The organism is Arcobacter peruensis, assembly GCF_003711085.1.
In the GTDB taxonomy this organism is placed as follows: Bacteria; Campylobacterota; Campylobacteria; order Campylobacterales; family Arcobacteraceae; genus Poseidonibacter; species Poseidonibacter parvus.
In genome coordinates, this window is the sequence record NZ_CP032363.1 from 1489832 (window position 1) to 1516326 (window position 26495).

The 26495-nt window shown below is 27.4% G+C and carries 28 protein-coding genes; 10 read left to right on the forward strand and 18 right to left on the reverse strand.

The features are described from left to right. Positions 1–22: 22 nt before the first annotated feature. From pqqA to D3Z07_RS07470, 6 genes are all read right to left on the reverse strand, one after another. A complete protein-coding gene (gene pqqA, locus D3Z07_RS07445) occupies positions 23–97 on the reverse strand; it encodes a pyrroloquinoline quinone precursor peptide PqqA (RefSeq protein WP_076089178.1) in 75 nt (24 codons plus the stop codon). Between the two features lie 36 nt (positions 98–133). Further along, positions 134–1900, reverse strand: coding sequence for a methanol/ethanol family PQQ-dependent dehydrogenase (locus D3Z07_RS07450; protein WP_076084063.1), 1767 nt, complete (start codon positions 1898–1900; stop codon positions 134–136). A 117-nt stretch (positions 1901–2017) separates the two neighbouring features. After that, positions 2018–2800 (reverse strand): ABC transporter permease, encoded by a 783-nt coding sequence (locus D3Z07_RS07455; RefSeq protein WP_076084060.1) that lies wholly within the window; start codon positions 2798–2800, stop codon positions 2018–2020. A 29-nt stretch (positions 2801–2829) separates the two neighbouring features. Next, complete coding sequence (locus tag D3Z07_RS07460; RefSeq protein ID WP_076084057.1) at positions 2830–3549, reverse strand: ATP-binding cassette domain-containing protein; 720 nt, start codon at positions 3547–3549, stop codon at positions 2830–2832. A 5-nt stretch (positions 3550–3554) separates the two neighbouring features. Continuing rightward, positions 3555–4514: a PQQ-dependent catabolism-associated beta-propeller protein gene (locus tag D3Z07_RS07465; protein ID WP_122893498.1), complete on the reverse strand. Its 960-nt coding sequence runs from the start codon at positions 4512–4514 to the stop codon at positions 3555–3557. Positions 4515–4547: 33 nt separating this feature from the next. Beyond that, positions 4548–4967, reverse strand: a complete 420-nt coding sequence (locus tag D3Z07_RS07470) for a cupredoxin domain-containing protein (protein WP_122893499.1) — start codon at positions 4965–4967, stop codon at positions 4548–4550. Positions 4968–5095: 128 nt separating this feature from the next. On the opposite strand from D3Z07_RS07470, the gene D3Z07_RS07475 reads away from it, so the two are divergent. Next, the gene (locus D3Z07_RS07475) at positions 5096–6244 is read left to right on the forward strand and encodes a type 1 periplasmic-binding domain-containing protein (protein WP_122893500.1); all 1149 of its coding nucleotides are present in this window, start codon (positions 5096–5098) and stop codon (positions 6242–6244) included. A gap of 5 nt (positions 6245–6249) precedes the next feature. Here D3Z07_RS07475 and D3Z07_RS07480 read toward each other — a convergent pair whose 3' ends face one another. The 3 genes from D3Z07_RS07480 to D3Z07_RS07490 form a co-directional block, all read right to left on the reverse strand. After that, positions 6250–6972 carry an ABC transporter ATP-binding protein gene (locus D3Z07_RS07480; RefSeq protein WP_122893501.1) on the reverse strand — a complete coding sequence of 241 codons (723 nt, stop codon included), beginning with the start codon at positions 6970–6972 and terminating at the stop codon, positions 6250–6252. Between the two features lies 1 nt (position 6973). Then, positions 6974–7651, reverse strand: a complete 678-nt coding sequence (locus tag D3Z07_RS07485; protein ID WP_228200530.1) for an ABC transporter permease — start codon at positions 7649–7651, stop codon at positions 6974–6976. 65 nt (positions 7652–7716) lie between these two features. After that, positions 7717–8685, reverse strand: coding sequence for an ABC transporter substrate-binding protein (locus tag D3Z07_RS07490; protein WP_122893503.1), 969 nt, complete (start codon positions 8683–8685; stop codon positions 7717–7719). Between the two features lie 148 nt (positions 8686–8833). On the opposite strand from D3Z07_RS07490, the gene pedF reads away from it, so the two are divergent. Together pedF and D3Z07_RS07500 are read left to right on the forward strand one after the other, a co-directional pair. Next, positions 8834–9250 (forward strand): cytochrome c-550 PedF, encoded by a 417-nt coding sequence (pedF, locus tag D3Z07_RS07495; RefSeq protein ID WP_076084037.1) that lies wholly within the window; start codon positions 8834–8836, stop codon positions 9248–9250. Between the two features lie 9 nt (positions 9251–9259). Next, positions 9260–10120, forward strand: coding sequence for a substrate-binding periplasmic protein (locus D3Z07_RS07500; RefSeq protein WP_122893504.1), 861 nt, complete (start codon positions 9260–9262; stop codon positions 10118–10120). A gap of 21 nt (positions 10121–10141) precedes the next feature. On the opposite strand, the gene D3Z07_RS07505 is transcribed toward D3Z07_RS07500, so the two are convergent. From D3Z07_RS07505 to D3Z07_RS07520, 4 genes are read right to left on the reverse strand one after another with little or no spacing between them, the layout of a single operon-like run. Next, on the reverse strand, positions 10142–11578 hold the full coding sequence (locus tag D3Z07_RS07505; protein WP_076084031.1) for a leucyl aminopeptidase: 1437 nt from the start codon (positions 11576–11578) through the stop codon (positions 10142–10144). Beyond that, positions 11579–12178 carry a M15 family metallopeptidase gene (locus tag D3Z07_RS07510; RefSeq protein ID WP_122893505.1) on the reverse strand — a complete coding sequence of 200 codons (600 nt, stop codon included), beginning with the start codon at positions 12176–12178 and terminating at the stop codon, positions 11579–11581. Between the two features lie 42 nt (positions 12179–12220). Beyond that, on the reverse strand, positions 12221–13288 hold the full coding sequence (gene fbaA / locus D3Z07_RS07515; RefSeq protein WP_076084028.1) for a class II fructose-bisphosphate aldolase: 1068 nt from the start codon (positions 13286–13288) through the stop codon (positions 12221–12223). 18 nt (positions 13289–13306) lie between these two features. Next, positions 13307–14116, reverse strand: coding sequence for a foldase protein PrsA (locus D3Z07_RS07520; protein ID WP_122893506.1), 810 nt, complete (start codon positions 14114–14116; stop codon positions 13307–13309). A gap of 167 nt (positions 14117–14283) precedes the next feature. Here D3Z07_RS07520 and hsrA point away from each other — a divergent pair, with 167 nt between their 5' ends. Together hsrA and D3Z07_RS07530 are read left to right on the forward strand one after the other, a co-directional pair. Then, entirely contained in the window at positions 14284–14985 is a 702-nt protein-coding gene (gene hsrA / locus D3Z07_RS07525) for a homeostatic response regulator transcription factor HsrA (RefSeq protein WP_076084022.1), read from the forward strand. Between the two features lie 9 nt (positions 14986–14994). Next, a complete protein-coding gene (locus D3Z07_RS07530) occupies positions 14995–16290 on the forward strand; it encodes a sensor histidine kinase (protein ID WP_122893507.1) in 1296 nt (431 codons plus the stop codon). A 9-nt stretch (positions 16291–16299) separates the two neighbouring features. Here D3Z07_RS07530 and D3Z07_RS07535 read toward each other — a convergent pair whose 3' ends face one another. Beyond that, entirely contained in the window at positions 16300–16728 is a 429-nt protein-coding gene (locus D3Z07_RS07535) for a CoA-binding protein (RefSeq protein ID WP_122893508.1), read from the reverse strand. A gap of 75 nt (positions 16729–16803) precedes the next feature. Continuing rightward, a complete protein-coding gene (locus D3Z07_RS07540; protein ID WP_122893509.1) occupies positions 16804–18618 on the reverse strand; it encodes a mechanosensitive ion channel family protein in 1815 nt (604 codons plus the stop codon). A gap of 127 nt (positions 18619–18745) precedes the next feature. Here D3Z07_RS07540 and D3Z07_RS07545 point away from each other — a divergent pair, with 127 nt between their 5' ends. The 5 genes from D3Z07_RS07545 to D3Z07_RS07565 are packed head-to-tail and all read left to right on the forward strand — an operon-like array spanning position 18746 to position 24038. Then, positions 18746–19729: a zinc transporter ZntB gene (locus D3Z07_RS07545; RefSeq protein ID WP_122893510.1), complete on the forward strand. Its 984-nt coding sequence runs from the start codon at positions 18746–18748 to the stop codon at positions 19727–19729. After that, positions 19729–20772: a peptidase M42 gene (locus tag D3Z07_RS07550; protein WP_076089174.1), complete on the forward strand. Its 1044-nt coding sequence runs from the start codon at positions 19729–19731 to the stop codon at positions 20770–20772. The genes D3Z07_RS07545 and D3Z07_RS07550 overlap by 1 nt, the downstream gene beginning before the upstream one ends. Continuing rightward, complete coding sequence (locus D3Z07_RS07555) at positions 20765–21244, forward strand: ATP-dependent zinc protease family protein (protein WP_122893511.1); 480 nt, start codon at positions 20765–20767, stop codon at positions 21242–21244. The genes D3Z07_RS07550 and D3Z07_RS07555 overlap by 8 nt, the downstream gene beginning before the upstream one ends. Then, complete coding sequence (locus D3Z07_RS07560; RefSeq protein ID WP_122893512.1) at positions 21241–22653, forward strand: mechanosensitive ion channel family protein; 1413 nt, start codon at positions 21241–21243, stop codon at positions 22651–22653. The genes D3Z07_RS07555 and D3Z07_RS07560 overlap by 4 nt, the downstream gene beginning before the upstream one ends. A 20-nt stretch (positions 22654–22673) precedes the next feature. Further along, complete coding sequence (locus D3Z07_RS07565; RefSeq protein WP_122893513.1) at positions 22674–24038, forward strand: magnesium transporter; 1365 nt, start codon at positions 22674–22676, stop codon at positions 24036–24038. 10 nt (positions 24039–24048) lie between these two features. Here D3Z07_RS07565 and D3Z07_RS07570 read toward each other — a convergent pair whose 3' ends face one another. The 3 genes from D3Z07_RS07570 to D3Z07_RS07580 are packed head-to-tail and all read right to left on the reverse strand — an operon-like array spanning position 24049 to position 26451. Continuing rightward, positions 24049–25104 carry a succinylglutamate desuccinylase/aspartoacylase family protein gene (locus D3Z07_RS07570; protein ID WP_228200531.1) on the reverse strand — a complete coding sequence of 352 codons (1056 nt, stop codon included), beginning with the start codon at positions 25102–25104 and terminating at the stop codon, positions 24049–24051. Continuing rightward, positions 25094–26020, reverse strand: coding sequence for a 30S ribosomal protein S6--L-glutamate ligase (gene rimK, locus D3Z07_RS07575; protein WP_076083995.1), 927 nt, complete (start codon positions 26018–26020; stop codon positions 25094–25096). The genes D3Z07_RS07570 and rimK overlap by 11 nt, the downstream gene beginning before the upstream one ends. Then, positions 26017–26451 (reverse strand): ATP-dependent zinc protease family protein, encoded by a 435-nt coding sequence (locus tag D3Z07_RS07580; RefSeq protein WP_122893514.1) that lies wholly within the window; start codon positions 26449–26451, stop codon positions 26017–26019. The genes rimK and D3Z07_RS07580 overlap by 4 nt, the downstream gene beginning before the upstream one ends. Positions 26452–26495: the final 44 nt, after the last annotated feature.

Consider the following 26495-nt stretch of genomic DNA (forward strand, 5'->3'; position numbering starts at 1 on the left):
TCTTTTCAAATCATTAATGAAATTATATTGTACAAATGTACATTGTAACTTCAAAGCCAAATCTATTATCTACATAAGTTGGTTTTTTCCATTCCATGATAATCTCCTTTCATTAAGATTTTATTTTTACTTTTTATTTGTGTAATTTAAACACGTGAACTGATCCACCTTGGTTTAAATACTTAACAGTTTTTGCAACTTCACCACCCCATAAAGGAACAGCTCCACCCCAACCTGCAACTACAGCGATATATTGAACACCATCTGTACTCCAAGTAATTGGAGAACCTACAATACCAGTACCAACATTAAATTGCCAAACAATTTCACCAGTTTGGTCATCAAATGCCATTAACTTACCTTCAGGATTTCCTGTAAATACAAGTCCACCAGCAGTAGTTAAAACACCACCCCATAATGGAGCTTTATTTTTATAAGTCCATTTAATCTCACCAGTTTTAGGATCAACTGCTTTTAAAGCACCAATGTGATCTTCAAATGTTGGTTTAATTGTAAATCCAGCACCTAAATAAGCAGCACCTTTTTTATATGCAACAGGTTTATTCCAAATATCCATTCCCCACTCATTTGCAGGAACATAGAATAATCCAGTATCTTGTGAATAAGCCATTGGATTCCAGTTTTTACCACCTAAGAATGAAGGTGTTGAGTAAACAGTTTTACCTTTTTTATCAGCACTTGGTTTTCCAGGTCTATTATCTTCATTTACTATTGGACGACCGTCTTTATCCATTCCTTTTGCCCATGTTATATTTTCTACAAAAGGTACTGATCTGATATATTTACCTGTAACTCTATCTAATACATAGAAGAAACCATTTTTATCAGCTGTTGCTCCTGCTTTAATTGTTTTACCTGCTTTATCTTTATATTCAAAAGCAACTAGTTCAGAAATACCATCATAATCCCAACCATCATTTGGAGTTGTTTGGAAATGCCAAACAATTTTTCCTGTATCTGGATTAATTGCTACTCTTGAAGCAGAATAAAGGTTATCACCCGGTCTATCATGTGAATTCCATGGAGATGGATTTCCTGTTGGAACATAAATTAAATCAGCATCAGGATCATAAGTTACACCATTCCAAGGAGCAGCACCACCATGTTTCCATAAATCAGCTGGCCATGTTGCATTTGTTTGACCTGTGATTCCATTATCTTTACCATTTAATGTTCCCATATGTCCTTCAACCATTGGTCTAGTCCATACAAGTTCACCTGTTAATGGGTTTCTTGCATCTAATTGTCCAACAACACCAAACTCACCACCAGAATTTCCTGTAATTAATAAACCTTTTACAATTAAAGGAGCTGCTGTATAAGAATAACCATCTTTATAGTTAGCTATTTTCTTCTTCCATTTAACTTTTCCAGTTTTTCTATCAAGTGCAACAAGTTTTGCATCTAATGTTCCAAAAATTACTAAGTTTTCATATAGTGCTGGACCTCTATTGATAACATCACAACAAGGTAAAATAGCACCAGGAAGTCTAGCATCATATTGCCATAGTTCTTCACCACTTGCTAAATCAATAGCATACATTCTAGAATAAGATGCAGTTACATACATAACACCATCTTTAACTAAAGGTTGCGCTTCTTGACCTCTTTGCTTTTCACCACCAAATGAAAAATTCCATACTGGAACTAAATCTTTGATTGACTTTTTATTAATTTGATCTAAAGGTGAATATCTTTGACCTTTTTGACCTAAACCATATGTTACTACATCTTCAACAGTTTTTGCATCATTTGCAATATCTGCATCAGTTACAGGTGCAAAACCTGCATTAGCTGATAATGCAGTTATTGCACTTGCACTTAGTAATGTTGATAATGTAACTTTTGCTACATTATTAAGAAATTTACTCTTCCCCATACCTCTCTCCTTAAGATTAATCTGGCAACTTTAAGTTGTCTTGAAAGAAGTATACATGAGAAATATAGCCTGAATATAGGCAAGAAAAAAAGTAGTGTTTTTTACTAAATAAGAGTCCTATCTTTTTAGTACATTCTTAGTGTTATATCCTATAAAAGCGAGTGTTAGTGTAATTATAAAGATTCCTAAAATAATTAAAAAAGTATTTAAATCAAATTTTAAATAAAGTGTAAATCTTACAAATTCAACTATATAAGTAAATGGATTTAATACACAAACTTCATATAAAAACAAGCTAGAATCCTTTATCTTCCATAATGGATATAAAGCTGAAGATAAAAAGAACATTGGAAAGATTACAAAGTTCATAACTGAAGCAAAATTTTCAAGTTGTTTTATAACAGAAGAGATAAATAAAGCAAAAGCATTCAATATAATTGAAGTAAATAAAATCACAGGAATTACTAGAAAATATCCTAAAGTTGGAATATCAATTCCATATAAAAAAGCAATAAATAAAAATACTGTAGCTTGAATTGTTGAAACTATACCAGTTGCAAACATTTTACAAAATAGAAGATATGACCTTGAAATATTTGAAGTTAAAAGTATTTTCATAGAACCCATTTCTCTATCAAAAATCATAGCTAAGGAGCTTTGCATTCCATTAAAAAGTAAAATCATTCCAACAAGACCAGGCACAATGTATGTTTCATAAGTTATATATGTTTCATATGGTGGAATAATTGCAAGGCCTAGTGCTGATTTAAATCCAACTGAAAAAATAAATAGCCAAAGTAAAGGTCTTACAAGTGCTGAAAAAAACCTACTTTTTTGTTTGATAAATCTTAATAATTCTTTGTAAATAATTCCTAAGGCACAGTAATATAATTTTCTCATTTCTCATTTCTCTACTTTCACTTTTGCTTTTACTTAGTTAAGTATTCAAAAACTTCAGTTAATGAATCTTTGTTGTTTTGTTCAATTACATCTTTTACAATTCCACTTGCAATTATTTCACCTTTTTTGATAATAGCAACATCATCATTTTCATTTATTTCATCAAATAAATGTGTAATCCATAAAACAGAAATTCCTCTTTTTTTTACAATATCTTTTACATAAGAGATTATTGAGTATCTACTTTTTATATCAAGACCTGAAGTTGCTTCATCTAATAAAAGTAGTTTAGGATTATTTATTAAAGCTCTTAAAATCTCAACTCTTCTTCTATGACCACCATTTAAAGCACGAACTTTTACATCTAATTTTTCTTCTAATTCTAATGTTTTTAGTTCATCTTTTATTGAATTCATTGTTTCTTTAAAAGATATTCCTTTTAAAGAACCATAAAATATTAGATTTTGTTTTACAGTCAAATCTAAATCAAGTGTTGGTTCTTGAAAAACAATACCGATATTTTCTAAGGCTTTTTTATAATTTGAAAGAGGAAAAGAGTCAATCAAGATATCACCATCTTGAAGTTTAAGCAATCTAGTAATTAGTGCAAAAAGAGTAGATTTTCCAGCACCATTTAGTCCAAGAAGGACTAAGAATGATGCTTGTTTTATATTTAGATTTACATTTTTTAAAACTAAATCTTTATCATATTTATAAGAAACATTTTTTATTTCAAGTTGATTTGTCATTTGACCTACTTTGTTGGTTTAACTGCAATTCCCCATGGGAATCTTCCTACTTTTACTGTTTTTTCAACTTTTAAAGATTCTACATCAATAATTGATACATCTGAACTAACACCATTAGTAGTATACAGTTTTGTTTCATTGTTTGCCAAGTCTAATTGCCAAACTCTTTTACCAACTAACAAATACTTAATAACTTCATAAGTTTTAGCATCAACTACAGCTACATGATTTGCAGGCCCAAGGGCTACAAAAGCATATTTGCCATCGCTTGTTAGTTTAATACCAACTGGCTGAATTTTGTCTTTATAAATACCTGGAATTTTAAAAGAAATTTTACCAAGTGATTCTTTTGTTTTTGTATCAAGAATGATTACAGTTCCACCAATTTCACTTGATGCCCAAACTTTATCTCCAGTTTTTGAAAACTCAATATGTCTAGGTCTTTCATCAACTAATGTATTATGTACAATTTCTTTAGTTTTTGTATCAATCCAATGCAAAAAGTTAGATGTTTCAGATGAATTAATAGCTACAGATCCATCAGGACTTACAGCCATACCTTCAGGCTCAATTCCAACTTCAATTTGTTTTATAACAGTTTTATTTACAGTATCTACAACTGTTACAATACCATCATCTTCATTTGAAATATAAAGTTCAGTTCCATCTGGGTGTAATGAAAACTGTTCTGGATCTTCTCCTGAAGGAAGATTATATAAAATCTTCCCAGTTTTAGTATCCATTGCTTGAACAGTATCATCATCACTTGCACAAATATATAGTTTTGAATAATCTTTTGTAAGAGTTATTCCTCTAGGTCGTTGACCTACTTCATAAGTTTTAACAACTTCATTTGTAACTGAATCAATTACAGAAATAGTATTGTCTTTTTCATTTGATACAAATATTGTATCTGCAAAAAGAACTGAGCTTAAAATAGTGACTAATCCAATTTTCTTTAGCATTTTTTATCTCCTTAAATATTTTATTAACAATTTTTATTCAACTATAATAATAGCTCTTTCTCTATCACTTTTAGCAGTTGGTAAACCTAAAGTAAAAGTTCCAGGTTTAATTGGAATAAATGTAAGTTCAATCTCACCTTCATCATCAAATTCAAAACTATCAATTCCTAATGGTCTTACTTCAATATCATTAATAGATACTTGATTTACCCAGATATTTCTAAAAAACTCAGCTCCAACAATAGGTACTTCTCTTGAACCATCACTTTTTAAAACTAACTTGTAGTATTTACCTGCTTCTAATTTATAAGGTTCTGTAGCTAATGGTTCACCTGCACTAATATTAATAGGTACTAATGTAGTTCTTGAGTGTAATAAACCCTTTAAATTCTTTGCACTTGCAAACTCTGCTGTTATAAATACCATCATTACTAACATTGCAATTTTTTTCATTTTCTATCCTTAATTTTTTGATTATGAAAGTGTAGTAAATAATTATAGCCTGAGTTTAGCAATATATATTTTGCTAAACTGAAGCTATAAAAATAATATATACTAAAAGAAAAAAAGAAGGGAACCCAATGAAAATAGTACTATTTTTGACACTTTTATTTTCATTTATAAAAGCAGATATTCTAGAAACAAATATCTTATACTTAGAACAAAAGATAAAAAGACCTCCTGTTTTATCAAATGTAATTAAAATTCCGGATGATTTAGGAATACAAGGAGCTAAAATTGCTGTAAAAGATTCAAATAAAACAGCAAGGTTTTTAAATCAGAAATATAATTTAATTGAAAAGATTTCATTTGATAAAAAAGATTTATTATCTTCACTTGAAAAATTTATAAATGAGAAAAACTCTTTTGTTTTATTAAAAGTTGAAGATGATTTTTTACAAGAGCTTATAAATAATCCTTTATTTAAAAAAGCAATATTTTTTAATATTGCAAATAAAAACTCTGATTTTAGACAGAACTTATGTCAAACAAACCTTTTACATACAATTGCATCAAATGCAATGTTATATGATGGATTAGTTCAATTTTTGGTAAAAAGAGATTTTAAAGATATCTTTTTAATTTCAGGAACAAAGCAAAAAGATTTACAAATTACAAAAGATATTAAAAGAGCCGTAAAAAAGTTCAATGCAAAAATTGTAGAAGAAAAACAATGGACTTATGATGCAGATATTAGAAGAAAAGCTGCTGATGAGATTCCTGTATTTACACAAGCTAAGGATTATGATGTAATTGTAACAGCAGATAATTATGGAGATTTTGGAGAGTTTATTTATTTTAATTCTTGGCTTCCAAGACCACTTGCTGGAACACAAGGACTAACGCCTAAAACGTGGCATAAAGTAATTGAACAATGGGGTGCTGCTCAAATGCAAAAAAGGTTTGAAAAGTTTGCTTCAAGATGGATGGAAGATGAAGATTTTGCCGCTTGGATTGCTATTAGAACAATTGTTACAAGTATTGCTAAGACAAAAAGTAATGATATGAAAACTGCTTTAAATTTTATTTATTCAAAAGATTTTGAGTTAGGAGCTTATAAGGGAAGAAAATTAACATATAGAGATTTTAATGGACAAATTAGAATGCCAGTTGCTCTAGTACAGCCAAATGCACTAGTATCAACATCACCTCAAGATGGCTTTTTACATCCTACAAATGATTTGGATACTTTAGGTATTGCATCTTATCAAGTTGAGTGTAAGAAGTAAAAATACTAACTTATATCTCCACTTAATATTTTTGGATATTTTGACAAGATATTCTCTTTTATTTGCTCAATTTCTAAAGAGTCTAAATTAGAAGAGAAATCTTTTTTATTTTCAAAATCTAAAATAACCTTCATAGGTTTTGAATCTAAAAATATTATACGTTTTGATAAAGTAATTGCTTCTTTTAAATCATGAGTCACTAATATAACTGTAGGTTTATACTTCTCGTAAAACCTCATAAAGTCACTTCGTAAACTCTGAGCTGTTGGATGATCAAGAGAGATAAAAGGTTCATCAAGTAATAATACTTCTGGTTTATTTATAAAAGCACGTACAAGTGCAACACGTCTTTGCATTCCACCTGAGAGCTCTTTTGCATATGAGTTTATATAATCTTTTAAACCTACTTCAATTAATGCATTTTTAATCTCTTCTTCATTTTTTGATATAGAAACTAACATAATATTTTCAAAAACACTAAGCCATGGAATAATTCTTGAGTCTTGAAACATTACACCAATATTACTCTTAGAGATATTTTCATTATCAAATAATATAGAACCTAAATAGTCATCATCAATATTTGAAACAATATTTAAAAGTGATGTTTTCCCACAGCCTGATGGTCCAATAATTGATATAAATTCGCTTTTGTTAATTTTTAATTTAAAGTTATCAATTATTTTATTTTCTTGATATTTTTTTGAATTTATATTTATACTTAACATCTTATCTCCACTTATTTGCTTTTTTCTCTAAGGGTCTTAAAATATATGTTTCAATTAAAAGTATTACAATAATAAAAGCCATAGAATAAGCCATAATACTTTCAATATCAAAAAACTGAAAAAACATAGACAACTGAAATCCAATACCTGAACTTCTTCCTAATAATTCAACTACTAAAACTATTTTCCAAATTAGTGAAAGACCAGTTCTAGCACTAGCCATTATATATGGGTAAATTTGAGGTAAATATATTTTTGTAAAAGTATCATACTTTGAAACTTTATAAACTTGAGCTATTTGCATATATTTTAAATCAATTGTTCTAGCACCTTCTCTAATTGTAACTATTACAGTTGGAACTTTGTTTAAAACAACAGCTAATAAAGCTGCAAAATCTGTTAAACCAAACCAAATATAGCAAATGATTATTGTTACAAGTGCTGGAATATTTAACCCAATTACTAGTAATGTATCTAAAGAATTATCAATTCTTTTATACTCCCCCATTAAAATACCAAAGAAAACTCCAATACTCATTGCAATGAAGAATGTAATTGCAACTCTTCCTAAAGTAATACCTAAATGATAAAAAAGTTCACCTTCACTTATATGATAAAAAAGGCTTTTAAATACAGAAACAGCTGTTGGAAATGTATCGGAAGATATAAGTAATGCCAATGTTTGCCAAAGGATAAATATAGTTAAAATTGAAAGGAATCTAGTTTGACTTGGCATTTTTTATTTTACCACTTAATATTTGGAGTAAAATCCCAAAATATTTTTTCATCTAAAAACTTACTTTTTCCTACAAGTTTTTCTCCACCTTCATTATATAAAATATCAAATACTTTTTTTGAACTTTCAATATGTTCTTTATTAAAATTCTTTACAGTACCATTTATATATCCATTTTTTAAAGCTTCAAACATTTTCTCATTTTTTACTTTCATTAAAGGTTTTATTCTAATCCATTCTTCACTTGAAGTGCTTAATAGCTTTTTTGTTTCATATGAGGCTTGTAAAAAACTATTAATAGTTTTCATGTTTTTTCTTCCATAATCACTATTAAATGTCCAACCAATTAAAGGAATATCACTATTAATATTAAACTCATTAAGTATTTCTTTTACACCTAACAGTCTTTTCATTTTTTTTGAATCTAGTTTAGCATTGAAATGCCAGAAATTAATTGCAGCACTCAAAGATTTATCAAGCATCTTTTTATATAAAATAGGAGGTGCCGCAAATACAGGTTCTAGCATATTTTTTAAATCTTTATCATACATCTTTTTTGAATAAGCTCTAAATAACAACCATGTTTTATCTACACTTCCACCTGCAATTCCTAGTTTTTTATCTTTTAAATCTAGAATAGAATTTATTTTCTCATCATTTACATATAAAGCTCCAACTGCTTTAGAATAAGGATAAAAAGAGATATCTTTATTAGAAGCTTTTTGTCTATTTACCCAAATCCAATCATTTACAATAACATCAACACTATTAGATTGTAAAGCAATTGACACTGCATTTTTTGAAGCTAGTTTTACTACTTCTACTTCAATTCCATATTTTTTATCAAAGTTATTATGTTTTAAAACTTCTAATTCCCAATTTACAGTTCCAAAAGCTAAAACACCTATTTTGATTTTTTCATTTGCAAAAAGATTTATAAGTGTAGCAAATAATATAATTATTAGTTTTAATTTCATAATTATTCCTTCTTTATTTTCAATATTGTAATGCAAGAAAATAGCCTGATTATAGCGCTATTTTTTTCTATATAATCGCTATAATCAAGCTATAAAATAAATATATACTTTCAACATCTTAAAAAAATATCAAATAAAAAGGATAAGTATGAAAAGTTTAAAAAAAGTTGTATTAGTTGCATTAGCTACTTCTACATTAGCATTTGGTCATGGAGACGTTGTACCACATTCAGTAGAAACTAAAGGTTTAGCAAATGTTGCAGATGATGTAATAGTTAATCCATTTAGAGGAAATGAAAAAGCAATAGAAATTGGGAAAGGTGCTTATAATACTAACTGTGCAAGATGTCATGGTTTAGGTGCAGTTTCAGGTGGTGTTGCTCCTGATTTAAGAGCATTAGATGCAGGTGATGATGATATTGATGAATATTTTGTTACTAAAGTTATAGAAGGTGCTGTTAGAAATGGTAATGTATATATGCCTCCATTTGGAGAAGTATTATCACCAGCTGCAATTTGGTCAATTAGATCATGGGTTGAAACTTTACCAACAGACGATTTATAAGATTTAATCATGTTATATAAAATTACATTTCTAATCATTTTACTAATATCAAACCTAAGTGCTAGATCTCTTGAAGAAATCCAAGAATCTGGCGATATTATAATAGCTGTATATGAGAATTTTCCTCCTTATTCATATATTGAAAACGATGAACCAAAAGGTATAGATATAGACCTTGGTAAGCAAATTGCAAAATCAATGGGTGTAAAGCCAACTTGGTATTGGACAGGTTCAGATGAGACTTTAGACGATGATTTAAGAAATGTAATTTGGAAGGGGCATTTAATTCACAAAACAAAAGCTGATGTGATGCTTCGTATTCCTTATGATTATGAATTTATTAGAGAAAAAGACAAAAGTACAGGTGAATTAAACAATGATCTTGTAGTTATGAAAGCACCTTATCATACAGAAAGATGGGTAATAGCAACAAATAAAGAAAAAATTCCTGAAATAAATACACTTGGTGTTTTTATGTACAACAAAATTGGTGTTGAATTAGATACTTTGCCTGACGCTCATTTAACATCATCATTTATGGGAAAACTTCGTAATAATGTAGTTCATTATCCTTCAATACTTACAGCAATTGAAGACTTAAAAAGTGGCAAAATCCAAGCAGTAGCGGGCTTGAAGTCACAACTAGAACAACAACTAAAATTTAATCAAAATAAAGACAAATATTTTATGACAAAAAAAATAGATTATGTAAAATCTAAATGGGATATAGGTATTGCTGTAAGAACTGATTTTAGACCCCTAGGATATGAAATTGAGGGGTATATTGAAGAATATATAAGAAGTGGTACTTTAGAAAAGATATTTAATAAGTATGATGTTAATTATGAAATTCCTCTTGCCTTACAATAAAAATAAATAGTAGGAATCCTACTATTTATCTAAGTTTCTTATAAAATCTAATGTTAATCTAACTCCAGCTCCAGTTGCTCCAAATGAGTTATATCCCCATGGTGATTCAGTATATGCAGCACCTGCAATATCTAAATGTAACCATTTCTTTTTATTCTCTTTTTTGATAAAGTTATCTAAAAATAATCCAGCTGTAATAGATCCTGCTGCTCTTGTATTTGTAGAATTAACAAGATCTGCAATTGAACTTTTTAATTCTTTTGGTAAATATCTATTAAATGGAAGTACTCCAATTAATTCACCTGAAGTGTTTGCTGCTTTTTGCATTTTATCTTTTAATTTATCATTATGTCCCATAGTTCCAATCATTTGATTTCCAAGTGCAACTACAACAGCACCTGTTAATGTTGCATAATCAAAAATATAATCAATATCTTTTATTTCATCTTGTGCATAACATAAACAATCAGCAAGAACCAGTCTACCTTCTGCATCAGTATTTCTAACTTCAATTGTTTTACCATTCTTTGCAACTAACACATCATCAGGTTTATAAGCATCTCCACCAATCATATTTTCAACTGCTCCAATGATTCCATGAACTTCATAATCAAAATTTAAAGCTTTTAAAGTATTCATAATTCCTAATACAGCACTTCCTCCACCTTTATCACATTTCATAGAAACCATACTTCCACCAACTTTTAAGCTTAAACCACCGCTATCATACGTTAAACCTTTTCCAACTAGTACAATCTTACCTTTTGGTTCTTTTGGCTTATATGATAGGTGTATAAGCTTTGATTCGTGTCTTGAAGCTCGTCCAACATTATACATTGCATTCATACCATTTTTAAGAAGATATTCTTCTCCTTGAATAATACATTGTAAGCCATTTTCACTTGCAATATTTTTTGCATCGTTTGCCATTGTATCTGGGAAATAATCTTCAGGAGGAGTATTGATAATATTTCTAACCATATTTACACTTGCTGTAACTGCTAAGCTTTCATCTAATTGTTTTTGAAGTTCATCTTTATCTTTTTTTGAATTTGTTGTAGAAATAGTAATTTCAAGTTTTTTTTCTTTTTTCTTAGCTGATTTATATTTAGTAAATTCATATGCACCTAAAATTAAACCTTCTACAATTTCGTCTATTTTTAACTCTTTTTCATCTTGAATTAAATCAAACTTTACACTTTTGATATTTAATTTTTTAATTGATCTAATTGCAGAACTAAAACATAGTTTTAAATCTTCTTTTTTTAATTTTAATGTTGAAACATAAAACTTGTTTTTATTTGCATCAAAGAATGTATCAAATGATTTTAAATCAAATGATACTTTTTTAAGAAGTTTTTGCTCTTTTTTTTCTAATTTTTTTAAATCTTTTACTACTACTAATTCAATATCGCAATCAATATTACTTAGTTCTTTTTTTGATAATTTAATATTCATTTATTTTCCTTTTCTTTTGTATTCAAAGTGTTGGTAATCTTTGATTGTAATCCAATCTCCACCCCAACTCCATCCATATTTTTTAAATATCTTAACAGCTTCATCATCTTTTAATAAAATAGCTCTATCTTTTAAAGTATTCTCTTTATGCACTCTTTTTCTATATTTTAAGGACTCTTTATGAGAAATATAGCCCTTTCTTGAAATATAAGGATTTTCAATAGGATTAATATCTATTGCTTTTCCATAAGAATGATTTGACCATTTTTTTGTACCTGCAACTACACGACAGTTATAAGCTGATGTGTTATTTGCTTCAATTGATTTCCAATCATCATTATTGTAATTACTTACTAATTTCATTTGATAAATTGGGTATTTTATTTCATATAACTCTTTAAATATTTTTTCTACATTTGAAGAGATATCTTTATGAACTAAAAGTTCCCCTATTTTATCTTTTCCATCATATCCTAGATGTTTAATAGAAAGAAGTTTTAAATCTTTAAAGGGTACTGGACAATTTTTTTTTGAACTATTTTGATAAGCTTGTGAAGAAGAAAGGAATATAAATATGATTAAAAAAAAGTATTTTATCATAGATATATTCCTTTTATATGTTTTAATTTTTATCTAGTTTTTTTAGTTTTTGTTTAAACCATTTAAATCAGAAAATGCTATTTCAAGTCTTGCAATCATTGATTCTTGTGAAGCTCTTAACCATTTTCTTGGATCATAATAAGATTTATTTGGCTTATCTGGACATTCTGGATTTCCAATTTGACCTTGTAAATAAGCATGGTTTTTCTCAACATAAGATCGAACACCATCCCAAGTTGCCCATTGAGTATCTGTATCAATATTCATTTTGATAACACCATAATCAATTGCTTCTCTAATTTCAGATAGTTCAGAACCAGAACCACCGTGGAATACAAAATCAACAGGTTCAATTTGCGTTCCATGTTTTTCTTGGATAAATTTTTGAGAATTATCTAAAATTTTTGGAGAAAGTTGAACATTTCCTGGCTTATATACACCATGCACATTTCCAAATGAAGCTGCTATTGTAAAGTTAGGACTTACTTTACTTAACTCTTCATAAGCATATGAAACTTCTTCTGGTTGAGTATATAAAAGTGCGTTGTCAACATCAGAGTTATCAACACCATCTTCTTCTCCACCTGTGATTCCAAGTTCAATTTCAATCATCATATCAAGTTCGTTCATTGTTTTAAAATATTCAACACATGTTCCAATATTTTCTTCTAAAGGTTCTTCACTTAAATCTAACATGTGAGATGTATATAAAGGACGACCTGTTTTTTCAAAGTGTTCTTTTCCAGCTTCTAATAAACCATCAATCCAAGGTAAAAGCTTTCTAGCTGCGTGATCTGTATGTAAAATAACAGGAATACCATAAGCTTTTGCCATAGTGTGAACATGGTTTGCACCAGAAACTCCACCTAAAACAGCAGCGTCAGAAGTCTTTAAACCCTTACCTGCATAATACCCTGCTCCACCATTTGAAAACTGAATTATTACAGGAGAGTTAACTTTTGCAGCAGCTTCTAAAACTGCGTTAACTGAATCTGTTCCTACAACATTTACTGCTGGAATGGCAAACTTATTTTCTTTTGCGTAAGCAAATAATTTCTTTGCTTCACTTCCAGTTAAAACTCCTGCTTTTACTATTTCTAATACACCCAAAACTAATCCCCTTAAAATTTATTTAATTACAATTTTTGCTGTTTTTCTTAATTTGTCAGAAATCTCTTTTACACTTTTATTGTAAGCATTTCCTACTAACATTTGTGCAATATTACCTTTTACTTCATTAAAAGATAATGACTTACCAGCTATTTTATCTTTTAAATAAATAACATGGTAACCAAATTGTGTCTTTACAGGTGTTTTTGAATAAGAGTTTTTATTTAACTTATTTGCTGCTGCTGAGAATTCTGGTACCATTTGATTTGATGGGAATTTACCTAAATAACCACCTTTAACACCAGTTGGTCCAATTGATTTAGTTTTTGCTAAAGATGTAAATTTTGCAGATTTATTTGAAGCACTATTAATTTGTTTAATAATATCTTTTGCTTCACCTTCAGTTTTTACTAAAATATGACTAGCTTCAAGAGTAGTTGGAACTACAAATTCTGCTTTATTTTTATTATAAAAATCTTGAATAGTTGAATCACTAGGTTTGTGTTTTGCTAGTTCATTTTTTTGCCAAACTTGAAATGCTAAATCTTGTTTCATTTTATTTAAAGCATCTTTGTATGATGAATCATTTTCAATTCCATCTTTAATAGCTTGTTTTGCTAAAAGCTTTTTGTTAATAATTTGTTCTAATACTTGCTTTTGAGCATTTTTTGGTAATTTTGAAAAATCAATTCTTGGATCTTGTAAAACTAAAGCTACATCTGCTTTAGTAATTTTGTCTCCATCTACTGATGCGTAATAATCAGCTGCATTTAATGATACAGTAGTAATTGCTAGAGTTGCTACTAAACTTGAAATTATTTTTTTCATTTTTTTCCTTGTAAGTTTAAATTTTTATTATTTTATCAATATTAGGTTAATAGTAGGTTAACTTAAAAGAATTTTAAAATTTAGCTTAAAATACCTTTAATTTTTTGTTTATTTATGATACAATTCCGACAAATATTAAACTTAACTTAATTTAAGGGATACAACTTATGAGAATATTAATAATTGAAGATGAAATAACTTTAAATAGAACACTTCAAGAGGGCTTAACTGATTTTGGATATCAAGTTGATGCCGCAGAAAATTATAAAGATGCAGAATACTTTATTGACATTAGAAACTATGACTTAGTTTTAACAGATTGGATGTTACCAGATGGTGACGGATTAGAACTATGTAAAATGGTTAAAAATAGAAGTTCAAGAACAGCAGTTGTTATCATTTCAGCAAGAGATGACAAAGAATCTGAAATTGAAGCATTAAAATCAGGTGCTGATGATTACATCAAAAAGCCATTTGATTTTGATATTTTACTAGCAAGAATTGAAGCTAGATTAAGATTTGGTGGAACTAATGTAATTGAAATTGATGATTTAATTATCAACCCAGATGAAGAAAAAATTGAATATGCTGGAAATGAAATAGAATTAAAAGGTAAACCTTTTGAAGTTCTTACTCATTTAGCAAGACATAGAGACCAAATCGTTTCTAAAGAACAATTACTTGACGCAATTTGGGAAGAACCTGAATTAGTAACTCCAAACGTAATTGAAGTTGCAATTAATCAAATTAGACAAAAGATGGATAAACCATTACAAATTTCTACAATTGAAACAATCAGAAGAAGAGGTTACAGATTTTGTTACCCAAATTTAACTGAAGACGAAAAAGCAGCTAAAAATAACAGCTAATTAAAAAATATGGAAGCGAAGAGTATATATAAACAGTTTTATACAAAACTAATAATTGCAACTTCGCTTTTCATTATTACACTTTCATTTATTTTCTACGAATACACAAGAAGTACTGTTTATGAAAACATCCAAGAAAAGATGTTAAAAGATGCAAAAGAAATTTATTTAATATCTCTAAAGAAAAAACTTACAAAAGAAAACTTTGAAGCAATTGAACATGATGATGTTACAATTGAACTAGTTAGTAATATAAGTATAAAAAAATACAAATTCTACAGATACAAAAAAAATGAAACTTACTATATAAAATTGATTTATCCTCTTGATTTAAATAATAAACTTTTTGTTCAAATTAACAGAAATATTAATTTTGAAAGAGATTTAGTATATTCAATAATATTTAAGAATCTTTTTATTTTAGCAATTCCAGGTTTTATTTTAATGCTTTTATATTCACTTGCTGTTTCAAAATCATTACTTAAACCTATTATTCAAATAAATAAAAAACTATCGAATATGGATGAAAACTCACTAACACAGATTGATAAAAAAGACTTACCAATTGAGTTTCATTCCTTATCAAATTCAATTAATTCTTTAACAAATAGAATTGAAACCTATGTAAAATTTAAAAAAGAATTATTCATTGGAGCTGCTCATGAGCTTAAAACACCACTTGCAGTTATGAAGCTAAAAAATGAAGTAACTTTGCGTAAAAAAAGAGAAGTTGAAGCATATGAAGAAACATTAAAATTAACAGTTAAACAAATTGATGATATGAATATAATGATTTCTTCTATTTTAGATATAGGTCGTGCAGAAGGTGCTCAGTTTGAACAAACAATTGATTTAGATTTAGTAGAATATTTAAAGAAAAAATCTAATGATTATAGAATGTTAAGTGCTCAAAAAAATATCATTATTACATTTTTTTCAAATGTAAATACATTAAATACATCAATTCAAATAACTTTATTAAATCAAATATTGCAAAACTTTGTGCAAAATGCTATTAAATTTACGCCAGAAGATAAATCGATTGCAATTAGATTAAAAAAAACAAGTGCCAAAATTGTAATAACAGTAACTGATGAAGGTGCTGGTATTGATGAAAATGTTGATTTATTTGCTCCATTTAAAAGATATGGAAATCAAAGTGGTGTAGGATTAGGATTATTTTTAGCAAAAAATGCAGCTGATGCCTTAAGAGCAAAAATATCTATAAAAAATAGAAAAGATGGGAAAAAAGGATGTATTGCTAAACTTGTTATTAACAATACATCTACATTTAAAAATATCTAAAATAAAAGTCTAAAATAAATTGGCGTGTTCTATTTTAGTACACTTATTTTGAACTACTTTTATTCCAGCTTCTTCGGCTTTTTTAGCAGCTTCGTTATTTACAAGTCCAAGCTGAGTCCATACACAATCAATATCTCCTCTTGCAATACAAGCATCTACAACAGCAGCAATAGCATTTGGTTTTCTGAAAACATCTACCATATCAATTTTAAAAGGTATTTCTTCTAAACTTCTATATACTTTTTCACCTAAAATAGTCTCTTCTTTTGGATAAATAGGAACTATCTTGAACCCTGCTCTTTGTAAATATCTTGCAACCATATTTGAAGCTTTTTCTTCATTGGGTGAGAGACCTGCTATTGCTATTGTTTTTGTATTTTTAAATATTTCTTTTATTTCTTCATTATTTGAATTAACACTTGGGAATTCACATTCCATATTTATATCCTTTTTTATTAGTATAATTATTTTTGTAAAATAAATTATATCAAAAAACTATAAGTAGTAAATAAACTACTTTTTCTTTAAATGTAAATCAAGTTGAGGAAATGGTATTTCAATTTCATATTTATATAAAGCATTATAAATTAATGTTAAGAAGTCAGATTTTAATGAATTTGGTTTAAATTTATCATTTGCTTTTACCCAAACTAATAGCTCAAAATCTACACTGCTTGTATTCATATTTTCAAGTCTGATATCTGGTTCTTTATCTTTCACATTTTTTAAATATGTTAGTTCACTATTATTAAGTTCAAGCAAGATTATCTCTTTTACTCTTTCTATTTTAGTACCATATGCAACTCCAAAAGGTATATGTAATCTTCTTGTTGCATCATCAAGTGTCCAATTTATAACATTATTTTGAATAAAAGATGAATTTGGAATAACAATATCAATATTATCAAATGTTTTAATAGTTGTTGATCTAATTCTAATATCAGTTACTGTACCTTTTAATAAATCACTAATTTCAATAATATCGCCTATTCTTATAGTTCGTTCAAACATTAGAATAATTCCTGCAATAAAGTTTGAAACAACTGTTTGAAGTCCAAAACCAATACCAATAGATAAAGCTCCCGCTATTAGTGATATTGACGACATGTCAATGCCTAAACTACTCATTGAAACCATTATTGTAATCAATATAATTAGGTAATATCCAATATTTGCAATTAACCTTAATGACATTTGACTCATATTTGGCCATCTTGCTGAGATTTTAAAAATCCATCTTTTATAAAACAATCCAGCTAGAAAACCTATTACTATTAGAAATAATGATTTTATAATACTTAAAAGACTTATTGCTTGTTCGTTAAATACAAAAATAGTCGATGTAAATAAACTTTTAATTTCATCAAGATAATTTTTACTTTCAAATAAAGACTTACCAAAAAAAGCTTTTGTATTTCCAAATATCTTCTTTGAAATATTTTTTAGTATTGTATTTTGAATAAGATATATATTCATAAGTTCTGTATTTAAATTTGGAATTAAAATACTTACTTCTTCGTGTAATTTTAGAAAAGATTGATTATCTTTTGAAACTAAAGAGTCCAAAATCTTATCATTTAAAAAGTTTAGCTTTTCTAGGTAATTAAATTGAAGTGCTTTTTCAACTTTTTGTATTTCTTTTTGCAACTCTTCTTTAGTTTTTTCATTTCCAATGATAATTTCTTTTTCTAATTCAATCTCATAGCCAGCTTTTTGCTGAAGAATTTTTTTAATATTTTCATCAATTTTATCTAGCTCTTTTACAGCTTTCTCATCTACAAAAGAATCTTTCTTTTCAATAATCTCAATAATTGTATTTAATACAATATTTTTATTATTGTCAAATAATTTAAGACTATATTCAAGATTAGTTTTTTGTATTTTATAATATGCGTATTGTAATTGGTATGATAATAAGAAGTCTTTTTCTTTTTCAATAATATTTTCTATTCTTTTTTTAAGAAGAGATAATTTACTTTGAGTATCTACTGAAATCTCATTTTGTTTATTTTGCTTTACTTCAATTTCAGATACATAAAATAAAGCTTTTAAAATTGAATTTTTTAAATCTTTTTCTTTTTCTAATAAAGTTAAATCAAATGCATCAAGCTTTATTTTAATAGAAGATGTTTCTTCTAATCTTTTTAAATTGCCTTTTTCTGCACTTATAATATCTCCACTTTTTGATTTTAATTTGGCACTTTGATTAATTTGTTCATCAATCTCTTGAAAATATGTTTTATTTTGTGTTAAATCATATAATTTTGTATCTATTTGTGCACTAAAAAGTGTAAAAACAACTAGCATAAGAGATATTATATATTTCATTTTTTTCTGTCCTTGAATATTATAAATGATTATATTATATTAATTTACAAAAAGTACTTATTTTAAGTATAAAAAGAATAAAATTGCACAAATTAATATGGAGTGACATTCAAATGTTAACTAAATAATGAAAAAAGCAATTGATGAAAATGGTTTCTGTCATGGCATTATATTTGATGGACAAGGTGGCGCAAAAGATATAAGTTTTGAAGAACTTAATACTTACGATTCTTCAAAAGGTATTTTATGGGTTCATTTTGATTATACAAAAAAGCAAAGTATAGATTGGATTACAAATAAAAGTAATATTGACCCAATTGCTGCTGAAGCTTTGTTATCACAAATTACAAGACCTAGAACTACTATTTTAAATGATTCAATACTATTAGCATTAAGAGGAATAAATCTTAATCCAAATAGTGATCCTGAAGATATGATATCTATAAGATTATATGTTAGTGAAAATTTGATAATTAGTACAAAAAAGAGAGATCTTATTTCTGTAAATGATATTTTACAATATTTCAAACAAAAACAAGGACCTACTAATTCATCTGAATTCTTAATTCAATTAATAGATAGACTAACAGATAGAATGGAAGATTATATTTTAGACTTAGAAGATAGAGCTTCAAGTTTAGAAGAGCAAAGTATTGAATCAAGCAATGCAGTTTTAAGAACAAGTATTTCACAAATAAAAAGAGAATCAATTTCTTTAAAAAGATATTTAAGTCCTCAAAAAGAAGCAATATTTAAACTATATGAGCAAAAAATTACTTGGATTAATGAGTATGAAAAAATACAATTAAGAGAAATCAATCATAGGTTAATCAAATATATTGAAGACCTTGATTCAATAAAAGACAAAATATCTTTAGTTCAAGAAGAAATATCCAATAACTTAAGTGAGCAATTAAATCAAAGAATGTATGTACTTTCAATAATTTCAGCGATTTTTTTACCACTTGGTTTTTTAACAGGGCTTTTAGGTGTAAATGTAGGTGGAATACCAGGAGCAGAAAATAGCTTTTCTTTCTCTATATTTACAATATCGTTAATATTTATAGTTGTAGTGCAACTATATATTTTTAGAAAGAAGAAATGGCTTTAATGAACAATTTTTACGATATTTTAAAACAACTTATAAAAATACCAACAGTAGTTGGATATGAACACTCTTTTTTTATGTACCTAAAAAGAGAATTAGAAGATTTAAATGTTACTGTTGAGTACTATGATGGTGTACTTGTTGCAAAAGGAAATAATCCTACAAGTGGTTATATTTCAGCGCATTCTGATAGACATGGATTAATTTGTACAGGACACAATGAGTTTCAATATGCAGCATATGTAGCAAAAAATCAATCAGATTTAGATAATGTTTCAAATAGAAATCAAATGCTAAAAAACTTTGAAAAGAGATTTGTAAATCAAAAAGTTCAAGCTTATGAGCCATGGTCTGGTTCATATTTAGGAATGGGGACAATTGAAAATGCTTTTCTTTGTGAAAGAAGAAACAATATCATATTTAAAATAAACGAGTTTGATCATTTATTTCCCGGAACTCCAATTGCCTTTATGGATAAACTTCAAATAGGAAATGAAACAATTGCAGCACAGCTTGATAATGTTTTAAGCGTTGCCATTTTAGTTTATATGTATGAGTTAGGATACCAAGGAACTGCATTTTTTACGGCAAGTGAAGAAGCTGGAAAGAGCTGGAGATTTTTACTTGAGTACTTCAGAAGATTTGATATTACTACAAATGAACTTTTAGTTTTAGATACTAGTCCTTATAAAACAATTGAAGATATTAAATTATTAGATATTGTATTAAGAAATAGAGATGAGAATGCATATTTTAGATCACCACTTAAAGCAAAAATAAAAAAAATAGCTTTAAAAAATAGAATCAAATATCATTATAAAGATGAATACTTAAAAACTATTATGAAACAAACAAATACAAAATCATCACTTGGTATTACAGAGCTTGGAAGAATAATTAGTGCAAGTAAAGGTAGTATTCAAGGAACAACATTACAAGTTCCTACTATTGGGTATCATACAGTTGAAGAAACTGCATTAATACAATCAATTGATAGTATTTTATTAGTTTTACAAAAGCTTTATTTAGAAGAAAAGAATGTTTAAGTTTATCTTTTTTTTATTTATATCTATTCAGTTTTTAATCGCAAATAGTACAGTAATTGGAAAATATGATAGAGTTGATTTACCTTTATTAAAGTTAAAAAACTTAAGAGCAAAAGTTGATACAGGTGCTAAAACTTCATCTTTACATTGTATGTTTATTAAGCAAATAGAAGATGAAAAAGTAGAATTTGATGTATTAGATAAATCACATAAAAAATATAAAGACCAAAAGTATATTATGCCAATTAAAAGAATAGCAAAAGTTAGAAGTTCAAATGGCATAGTTGAAAAAAGATATGTGATTTCAACAGAAGTTATAATTTTTAATAAAAGTTATGAAGTTGAGTTTACATTAAGAGATAGGAAAAAAATGAGTTATCCAATTTTATTAGGAAGAGAATTTTTGGAAAAAGATTTTATCGTTGATGTAAGAAAAAAGAATTTATCTTTTATACAAAAGAATAAAAAATGAAAATAAAATTTATTATTCTTTTTTTACTTTTATTTACTTCAGTAGCTTTTACAAATGAACTTAATGAAGCTAGTACAAAAAAAATTTCAAATACAAATATTTGGTTAAAAACATATTCAAACTATAAAAATTATAATACAGTTTTAAATAATATAAATAAAATTGAATTAGAAATTCTAAAACCTAAAATAAGAAACAATCAATCAAAACTACAAGAATATATGAATAAATTAAATATTTATAAATCAAAACTATTTTTATATGAAAAGAAAAGTAGTTTTGATGAATTACTTAAAAACAAAAAATATGAGATTCCTAATATTAATATTTATGATTATTTGTTTAATATCTCAGAAGAAGAATTAAGAAATAAAATAAGAAAATATGACTCTTTAAAAAAAGAGTTTTACTCAGCTTTTGTTTATCTTCAAGACTCTTATGAAGAGCAATTAAAAGTTGATTCTAAAGGTAAAAGAGTAATTCAATTAAAAGAACAAATTGACTATTTTAGTGAATATACTGAAAATATAGAAAAAATGTATGAAACACTTTTAGAAACAAAAGATGATTTAAAAAGAAAATATGAAGAGTATAAAAACGAAGTTTTTATTAAACATATAACAACATTTAGCATAATTATAGTTTCTTATTTTATATATAAAATTTCATTATTTATTTTCTTTTATCTTGTAAGAAATAAAGAAAGTGAAGAACTTGAAAAGAATTATAGAAAACTTATGGCCTTACTTTTTGTACTTTCTATTTTAATTTTTATCATTATAAGATATATCAACGATATCATGTATATTATTACATTTTTAGGAATTATTGCTGCTGCTTTAACAATTGCAACACGTGAGATAATACTAAATATAGCAGGTGCAATTTATATCTTTTTCTCAAATGTAATAAGAGTGGGAGATAGAGTTATGGTTCAATTTGAAACTAAACATACTATTGGAGACATTACTAATATTTCACTAATCAAAATCAAACTAAATGAAGTGAGTGATTATACAAATATCAAAGAAATTAAAAATGTAGGTAGAACTATTTATATTCCAAATAGCTATATTTTTACAAAAGTTTTTTATAACTACTCTTTAAAAAAGAATGGAGTTATAAATGATTTAATTGAGTTTGAATTTGATATAGACAATAATTTTGATTTTATTGAAGAAATAACAGCTAAAGTATTTGAAAAGTTTGATTTAATACATACACTTTCATATTCACTAAACTCTACAAAAACAGCTATAATAGCGATAATTTCATATCAAATAAACTATAAAACAGTATCTAGTAAAAGAGGCGAAATATCGATATCTTTACTAAAAGAGTATGAAAAAAATGAGAATATAAAACTTAAAGCAGCAAAAAAAGTTATAAAAAAAGATAGTGAAGAATAATAAATTTAACTAGGGAAGAAATGGATCAAACACAAATAGTATTAGAATTAAATACAAAGTTAATATCAATTATTGAAGATTATAAAAAAGGTATTAGTGATATTCATCCTTTTGATATTGCAAAAGATTTACAAGATTTAAGAGATATTGAAATTAATGAATACAAAAATATCTGTAAAAAAATCCCAAGTGATTTATTTGCACAAATATTAGTGAATATGCCAACATATATTCAAGAAGAGATTACTAATATAATAAGTGAAAAGAAAGTTGCAAAAGTAACGTCAAGTATGGATAGTGATGATGCATCTATGCTTATTTATAATATATCTCAAAAAGATGAAGGTGCAGCACAAACAGTTTTATCTAAGCTAAATGATGAAGATAAACAAATTATTGAAGAGCTTAATGCTTATGAAGAAGAGCAAGCTGGTGCATTTATGCAAAAAGAGCTATTTTCTGTAAATATAAATGAAACAATTGATACTGCTTTAAAAAGATTAAAAAAAGAAAAAGATTTAAATATCTTACATGATATTTTCCATGCTTTTTTAACAGATGATGAGAATAACTACTTAGGTTCAATTGGTTTAGAAGAGTTGATTTTATTTGAGAGAACTCAAACTTTTAAAGAACTACCTAAGGATATCATTGAACACTATAGCTTTAATGATAAAGAAGAAATAGATGAAGTAGTTAGTATGTTTACAAACTATAACTTAAATGCTTTAGCAATCATAAACTCTGATAATAAACTTCTTGGTCGAGTAACGCATGATGATGTAAGAAATCTTATGCAAGAACAAGATACAAAACAACTTTACTCACTTGCAGGGGTTAGTGATAAAGCCGAAGAAGAAGAAAGTATTTTTAAAATTGGTAAAAATCGTGCTTTTTGGTTAAGTATAAACTTAATTACTGCCATTTTAGCTTCAATTGTAATTGGATTATTTGATGCAACAATCCAATCACTAGTTGCTCTTGCAGTTTTAATGCCAATAGTTGCTTCAATGGGTGGAAATGCAGGAACACAAACACTTACAGTAACAGTAAGACAAATGGCATTGGGTTCAATTGAATATGATGATGCAAAAAAGACTATTATAAAAGAAGTGATAATCTCACTTGTAAATGGTTTATTATTTGCTTTTGTTATTGGAGTAATTGCATATTTTTGGTTTAATATTCCACTTCTTGGAATTGTAATTGCAATATCTATGATTATAAATTTAGTAAGTGCTGGTTTTTTTGGAGCAGTAATTCCATTAGTTTTAGAAAAATTAGATATTGACCCTGCTATTGGTTCAACTGTAATATTAACAACAGTAACTGATATTGTAGGATTCTTTAGCTTCTTAGGTCTTGCAACTATAATTTTATTATAGTTGCATCACCCTATTCTATTGTTTCTTCTTCTTTTAATTCTCGAAATTCACTTTCAAAAATTGCGTCTTCATTAAAGTATTCAATTTTATTCTCTGCAATTTCTAAATCTTTTAGCTTTGCAATATGAAAAATTGCATCACCTTCTTGTATTAAAGGTATTTCAGATTTTCCAATAATCACGCCATCAAAAGATGCTTTTATTTCAAAACTTTCATCATCTAAAGGCTCATCTACATAAGCAATTACTTCATTTTCTTTTACAATATCACCAAGTGCTTTAATAGTTCTAATAACTCCACTTTCAGTTGATCTAATCCATTGGCTACTTCTTGTAACAATAGGCATTTTGTATTTTCTTTTTTTACTAACAGCAGGAAGCATATCAAGTTCTCTTAGAACATTTACAATGCCTTTTACCCCAATTCTAATAGAAGTTTCATCAAATCGTAAAGCCTCTCCTGCTTCATATAAAAGTACAGGTATTCCTTTTTCTTGTGCTTCTGCACGAAGTGAATTATCTCTTAATTCTGAGTGTAATACAATTGGTGCTTCAAACTTCTTAGCTAAGTTATTTGTAAACTCATTATTAAGATTTGTTCGCACTTGTGGTAAATTTGATTTATGAATTGCAGCTGTATGTAAATCTATTCCAAAATCACACTTTGATACAATTTCATCAAAAAATACTTTTGCAACTCTACTTGCTAATGAACCTTTTTTAGTACCAGGAAAAGATCTATTTAAATCTCTTCTATCTGGCATATATCGTGATAGTGTCATCACTCCATAAATATTAACAATAGGAATTAAAACAACAGTACCTTTTAGTCTTTTAAGAATACTTAACTTTCTAAATCTTCTAATTATTTCAATACCATTTAATTCATCACCATGAATTGCAGCACTAATAAAAATAGTAGGGCCATCTTTCTTCCCTCTAATTACTCTAATTGGTAAATCCATAGGAGAGTGATAAAGTTTAGGTAGTTCTAAATTTAAAGTTACGTTTGTACCTTTTAATATTTCTGTACCTGCAAACTCTACCTTTGAATTCTTATGCTCCAATGTTGTCTCTTTTTATTTTTCTTTTTTTATTAGGAGTTGTTGGAGTAACGTTTTTCTCAATATAATCCATAAGCTTTCCTGCAATATCTAATTTAGTAGATTTTTCAATACCTTCTAATCCAGGAGACGAATTAACTTCCATAACCAAAGGACCACGACTTGATGGAATCATATCAACCCCACAAAAACCAAGACCCATAGCTTTAGCAGCAGCTTGTGCAGTTGATTTTTCTTTTCTATTTAACTTATAGGCAGTTGCACTTCCACCCTGATGTAAGTTTGACCTAAAATCACCCTCTGCACCTTGTCTTTTCATAGCACCAACTACTTCACCGCCAACAACTAAAGCTCTAATATCAGCTCCACCTGCTTCTTCAATAAACTCTTGAACAAGTAAGTTTACATCCATTCCATAAAATGCATCAAGAACTGATTTAGCAGCTTTTTCACTATCAACTAAAACAACACCAACACCTTGAGTTCCTTCAAGAATTTTAAGTACTAAAGGAGCTCCACCACTTAAAGCAATAACATCTTTTGCACTTGATTTATTTGAAGCAAAAACTGTTTTAGGCATATCTACATCATTTTTTGAAAGTACTTGTAAACTTCTTAATTTATCTCGGCTTCTTGCAATTGCTAAATTTCCAGAAGTTGAGAAAACATCCATCATCTCAAAGTGTCTAACCATTGCAGTTCCATAAAATGTTCTACTCGCACCAATTCTTGGTATAATAGCATCAGGTGTAGGTAGAACTTTTCCTAAATAATTAATTACTAATTCACCTTTCATAATCTCAATAGTACATTTTAAATAATCAATAACTCGAACGTCCCAGTTTCTTTCTTGTGCAGCTTCAACTAATCTTGCAGTTGAGTATAACTTTGCATTTCTTGATAATATGTAAACAATCATTTTGTTTCCTTTTTTATTTCTTTACTCATGTATTCTTTTGATACATCAACTAAAAATCTTTCTTGCATAAATCTTCTCCCTATTAACATAGGAAATTTCATATCAGCTCTATTGGTTAAAGATATAATGCTCTTATATTTCTTTCCCATAAACTCAACAGATACTTTAATAGAAGGTCTTAATTGAATCTCACCATTTGAGCTTTTTACCTTTTTTACTTTATATAAAGGAAGTGACATTCTTTTTCCATGATAAGACTCATGTACTTCATCTAATAAACAAAAATGTACCATATCATTTTCAATAACGATATTATCACAATGTAAGGCATTTGAATCTGCACCTGTGTCAACTTTTGCATCTAAATCATATAAATCTAAATCTAAAATTGAGATGGTTTCTTTCTTACCAATTATTTTTTTTTCTTTCATTTTTTCTCTTTTAATTATGAGTGTTTTAATAATAGAATTATATC

Bases quoted from the DNA above. Each gene is read 5' to 3' on its own strand.
- D3Z07_RS07490 (WP_122893503.1), bottom strand. From the start codon at position 8,685: ATGAAATTAAAACTAATAATTATATTATTTGCTACACTTATAAATCTT.
- D3Z07_RS07545 (WP_122893510.1), top strand. From the start codon at position 18,746: ATGAAAAAAGCAATTGATGAAAATGGTTTCTGTCATGGCATTATATTT.
- D3Z07_RS07560 (WP_122893512.1), top strand. From the start codon at position 21,241: ATGAAAATAAAATTTATTATTCTTTTTTTACTTTTATTTACTTCAGTA.
- D3Z07_RS07565 (WP_122893513.1), top strand. From the start codon at position 22,674: ATGGATCAAACACAAATAGTATTAGAATTAAATACAAAGTTAATATCA.
- D3Z07_RS07455 (WP_076084060.1), bottom strand. From the start codon at position 2,800: ATGAGAAAATTATATTACTGTGCCTTAGGAATTATTTACAAAGAATTA.
- D3Z07_RS07480 (WP_122893501.1), bottom strand. From the start codon at position 6,972: ATGTTAAGTATAAATATAAATTCAAAAAAATATCAAGAAAATAAAATA.
- D3Z07_RS07520 (WP_122893506.1), bottom strand. From the start codon at position 14,116: ATGAAAAAAATAATTTCAAGTTTAGTAGCAACTCTAGCAATTACTACT.
- pedF (WP_076084037.1), top strand. From the start codon at position 8,834: ATGAAAAGTTTAAAAAAAGTTGTATTAGTTGCATTAGCTACTTCTACA.
- D3Z07_RS07535 (WP_122893508.1), bottom strand. From the start codon at position 16,728: ATGGAATGTGAATTCCCAAGTGTTAATTCAAATAATGAAGAAATAAAA.
- D3Z07_RS07580 (WP_122893514.1), bottom strand. From the start codon at position 26,451: ATGAAAGAAAAAAAAATAATTGGTAAGAAAGAAACCATCTCAATTTTA.
- D3Z07_RS07465 (WP_122893498.1), bottom strand. From the start codon at position 4,514: ATGCTAAAGAAAATTGGATTAGTCACTATTTTAAGCTCAGTTCTTTTT.
- D3Z07_RS07555 (WP_122893511.1), top strand. From the start codon at position 20,765: ATGTTTAAGTTTATCTTTTTTTTATTTATATCTATTCAGTTTTTAATC.
- hsrA (WP_076084022.1), top strand. From the start codon at position 14,284: ATGAGAATATTAATAATTGAAGATGAAATAACTTTAAATAGAACACTT.
- rimK (WP_076083995.1), bottom strand. From the start codon at position 26,020: ATGATTGTTTACATATTATCAAGAAATGCAAAGTTATACTCAACTGCA.
- D3Z07_RS07550 (WP_076089174.1), top strand. From the start codon at position 19,729: ATGAACAATTTTTACGATATTTTAAAACAACTTATAAAAATACCAACA.
- D3Z07_RS07510 (WP_122893505.1), bottom strand. From the start codon at position 12,178: ATGATAAAATACTTTTTTTTAATCATATTTATATTCCTTTCTTCTTCA.
- D3Z07_RS07470 (WP_122893499.1), bottom strand. From the start codon at position 4,967: ATGAAAAAAATTGCAATGTTAGTAATGATGGTATTTATAACAGCAGAG.
- D3Z07_RS07530 (WP_122893507.1), top strand. From the start codon at position 14,995: ATGGAAGCGAAGAGTATATATAAACAGTTTTATACAAAACTAATAATT.
- D3Z07_RS07540 (WP_122893509.1), bottom strand. From the start codon at position 18,618: ATGAAATATATAATATCTCTTATGCTAGTTGTTTTTACACTTTTTAGT.
- D3Z07_RS07500 (WP_122893504.1), top strand. From the start codon at position 9,260: ATGTTATATAAAATTACATTTCTAATCATTTTACTAATATCAAACCTA.
- D3Z07_RS07460 (WP_076084057.1), bottom strand. From the start codon at position 3,549: ATGACAAATCAACTTGAAATAAAAAATGTTTCTTATAAATATGATAAA.
- D3Z07_RS07475 (WP_122893500.1), top strand. From the start codon at position 5,096: ATGAAAATAGTACTATTTTTGACACTTTTATTTTCATTTATAAAAGCA.
- D3Z07_RS07505 (WP_076084031.1), bottom strand. From the start codon at position 11,578: ATGAATATTAAATTATCAAAAAAAGAACTAAGTAATATTGATTGCGAT.
- D3Z07_RS07450 (WP_076084063.1), bottom strand. From the start codon at position 1,900: ATGGGGAAGAGTAAATTTCTTAATAATGTAGCAAAAGTTACATTATCA.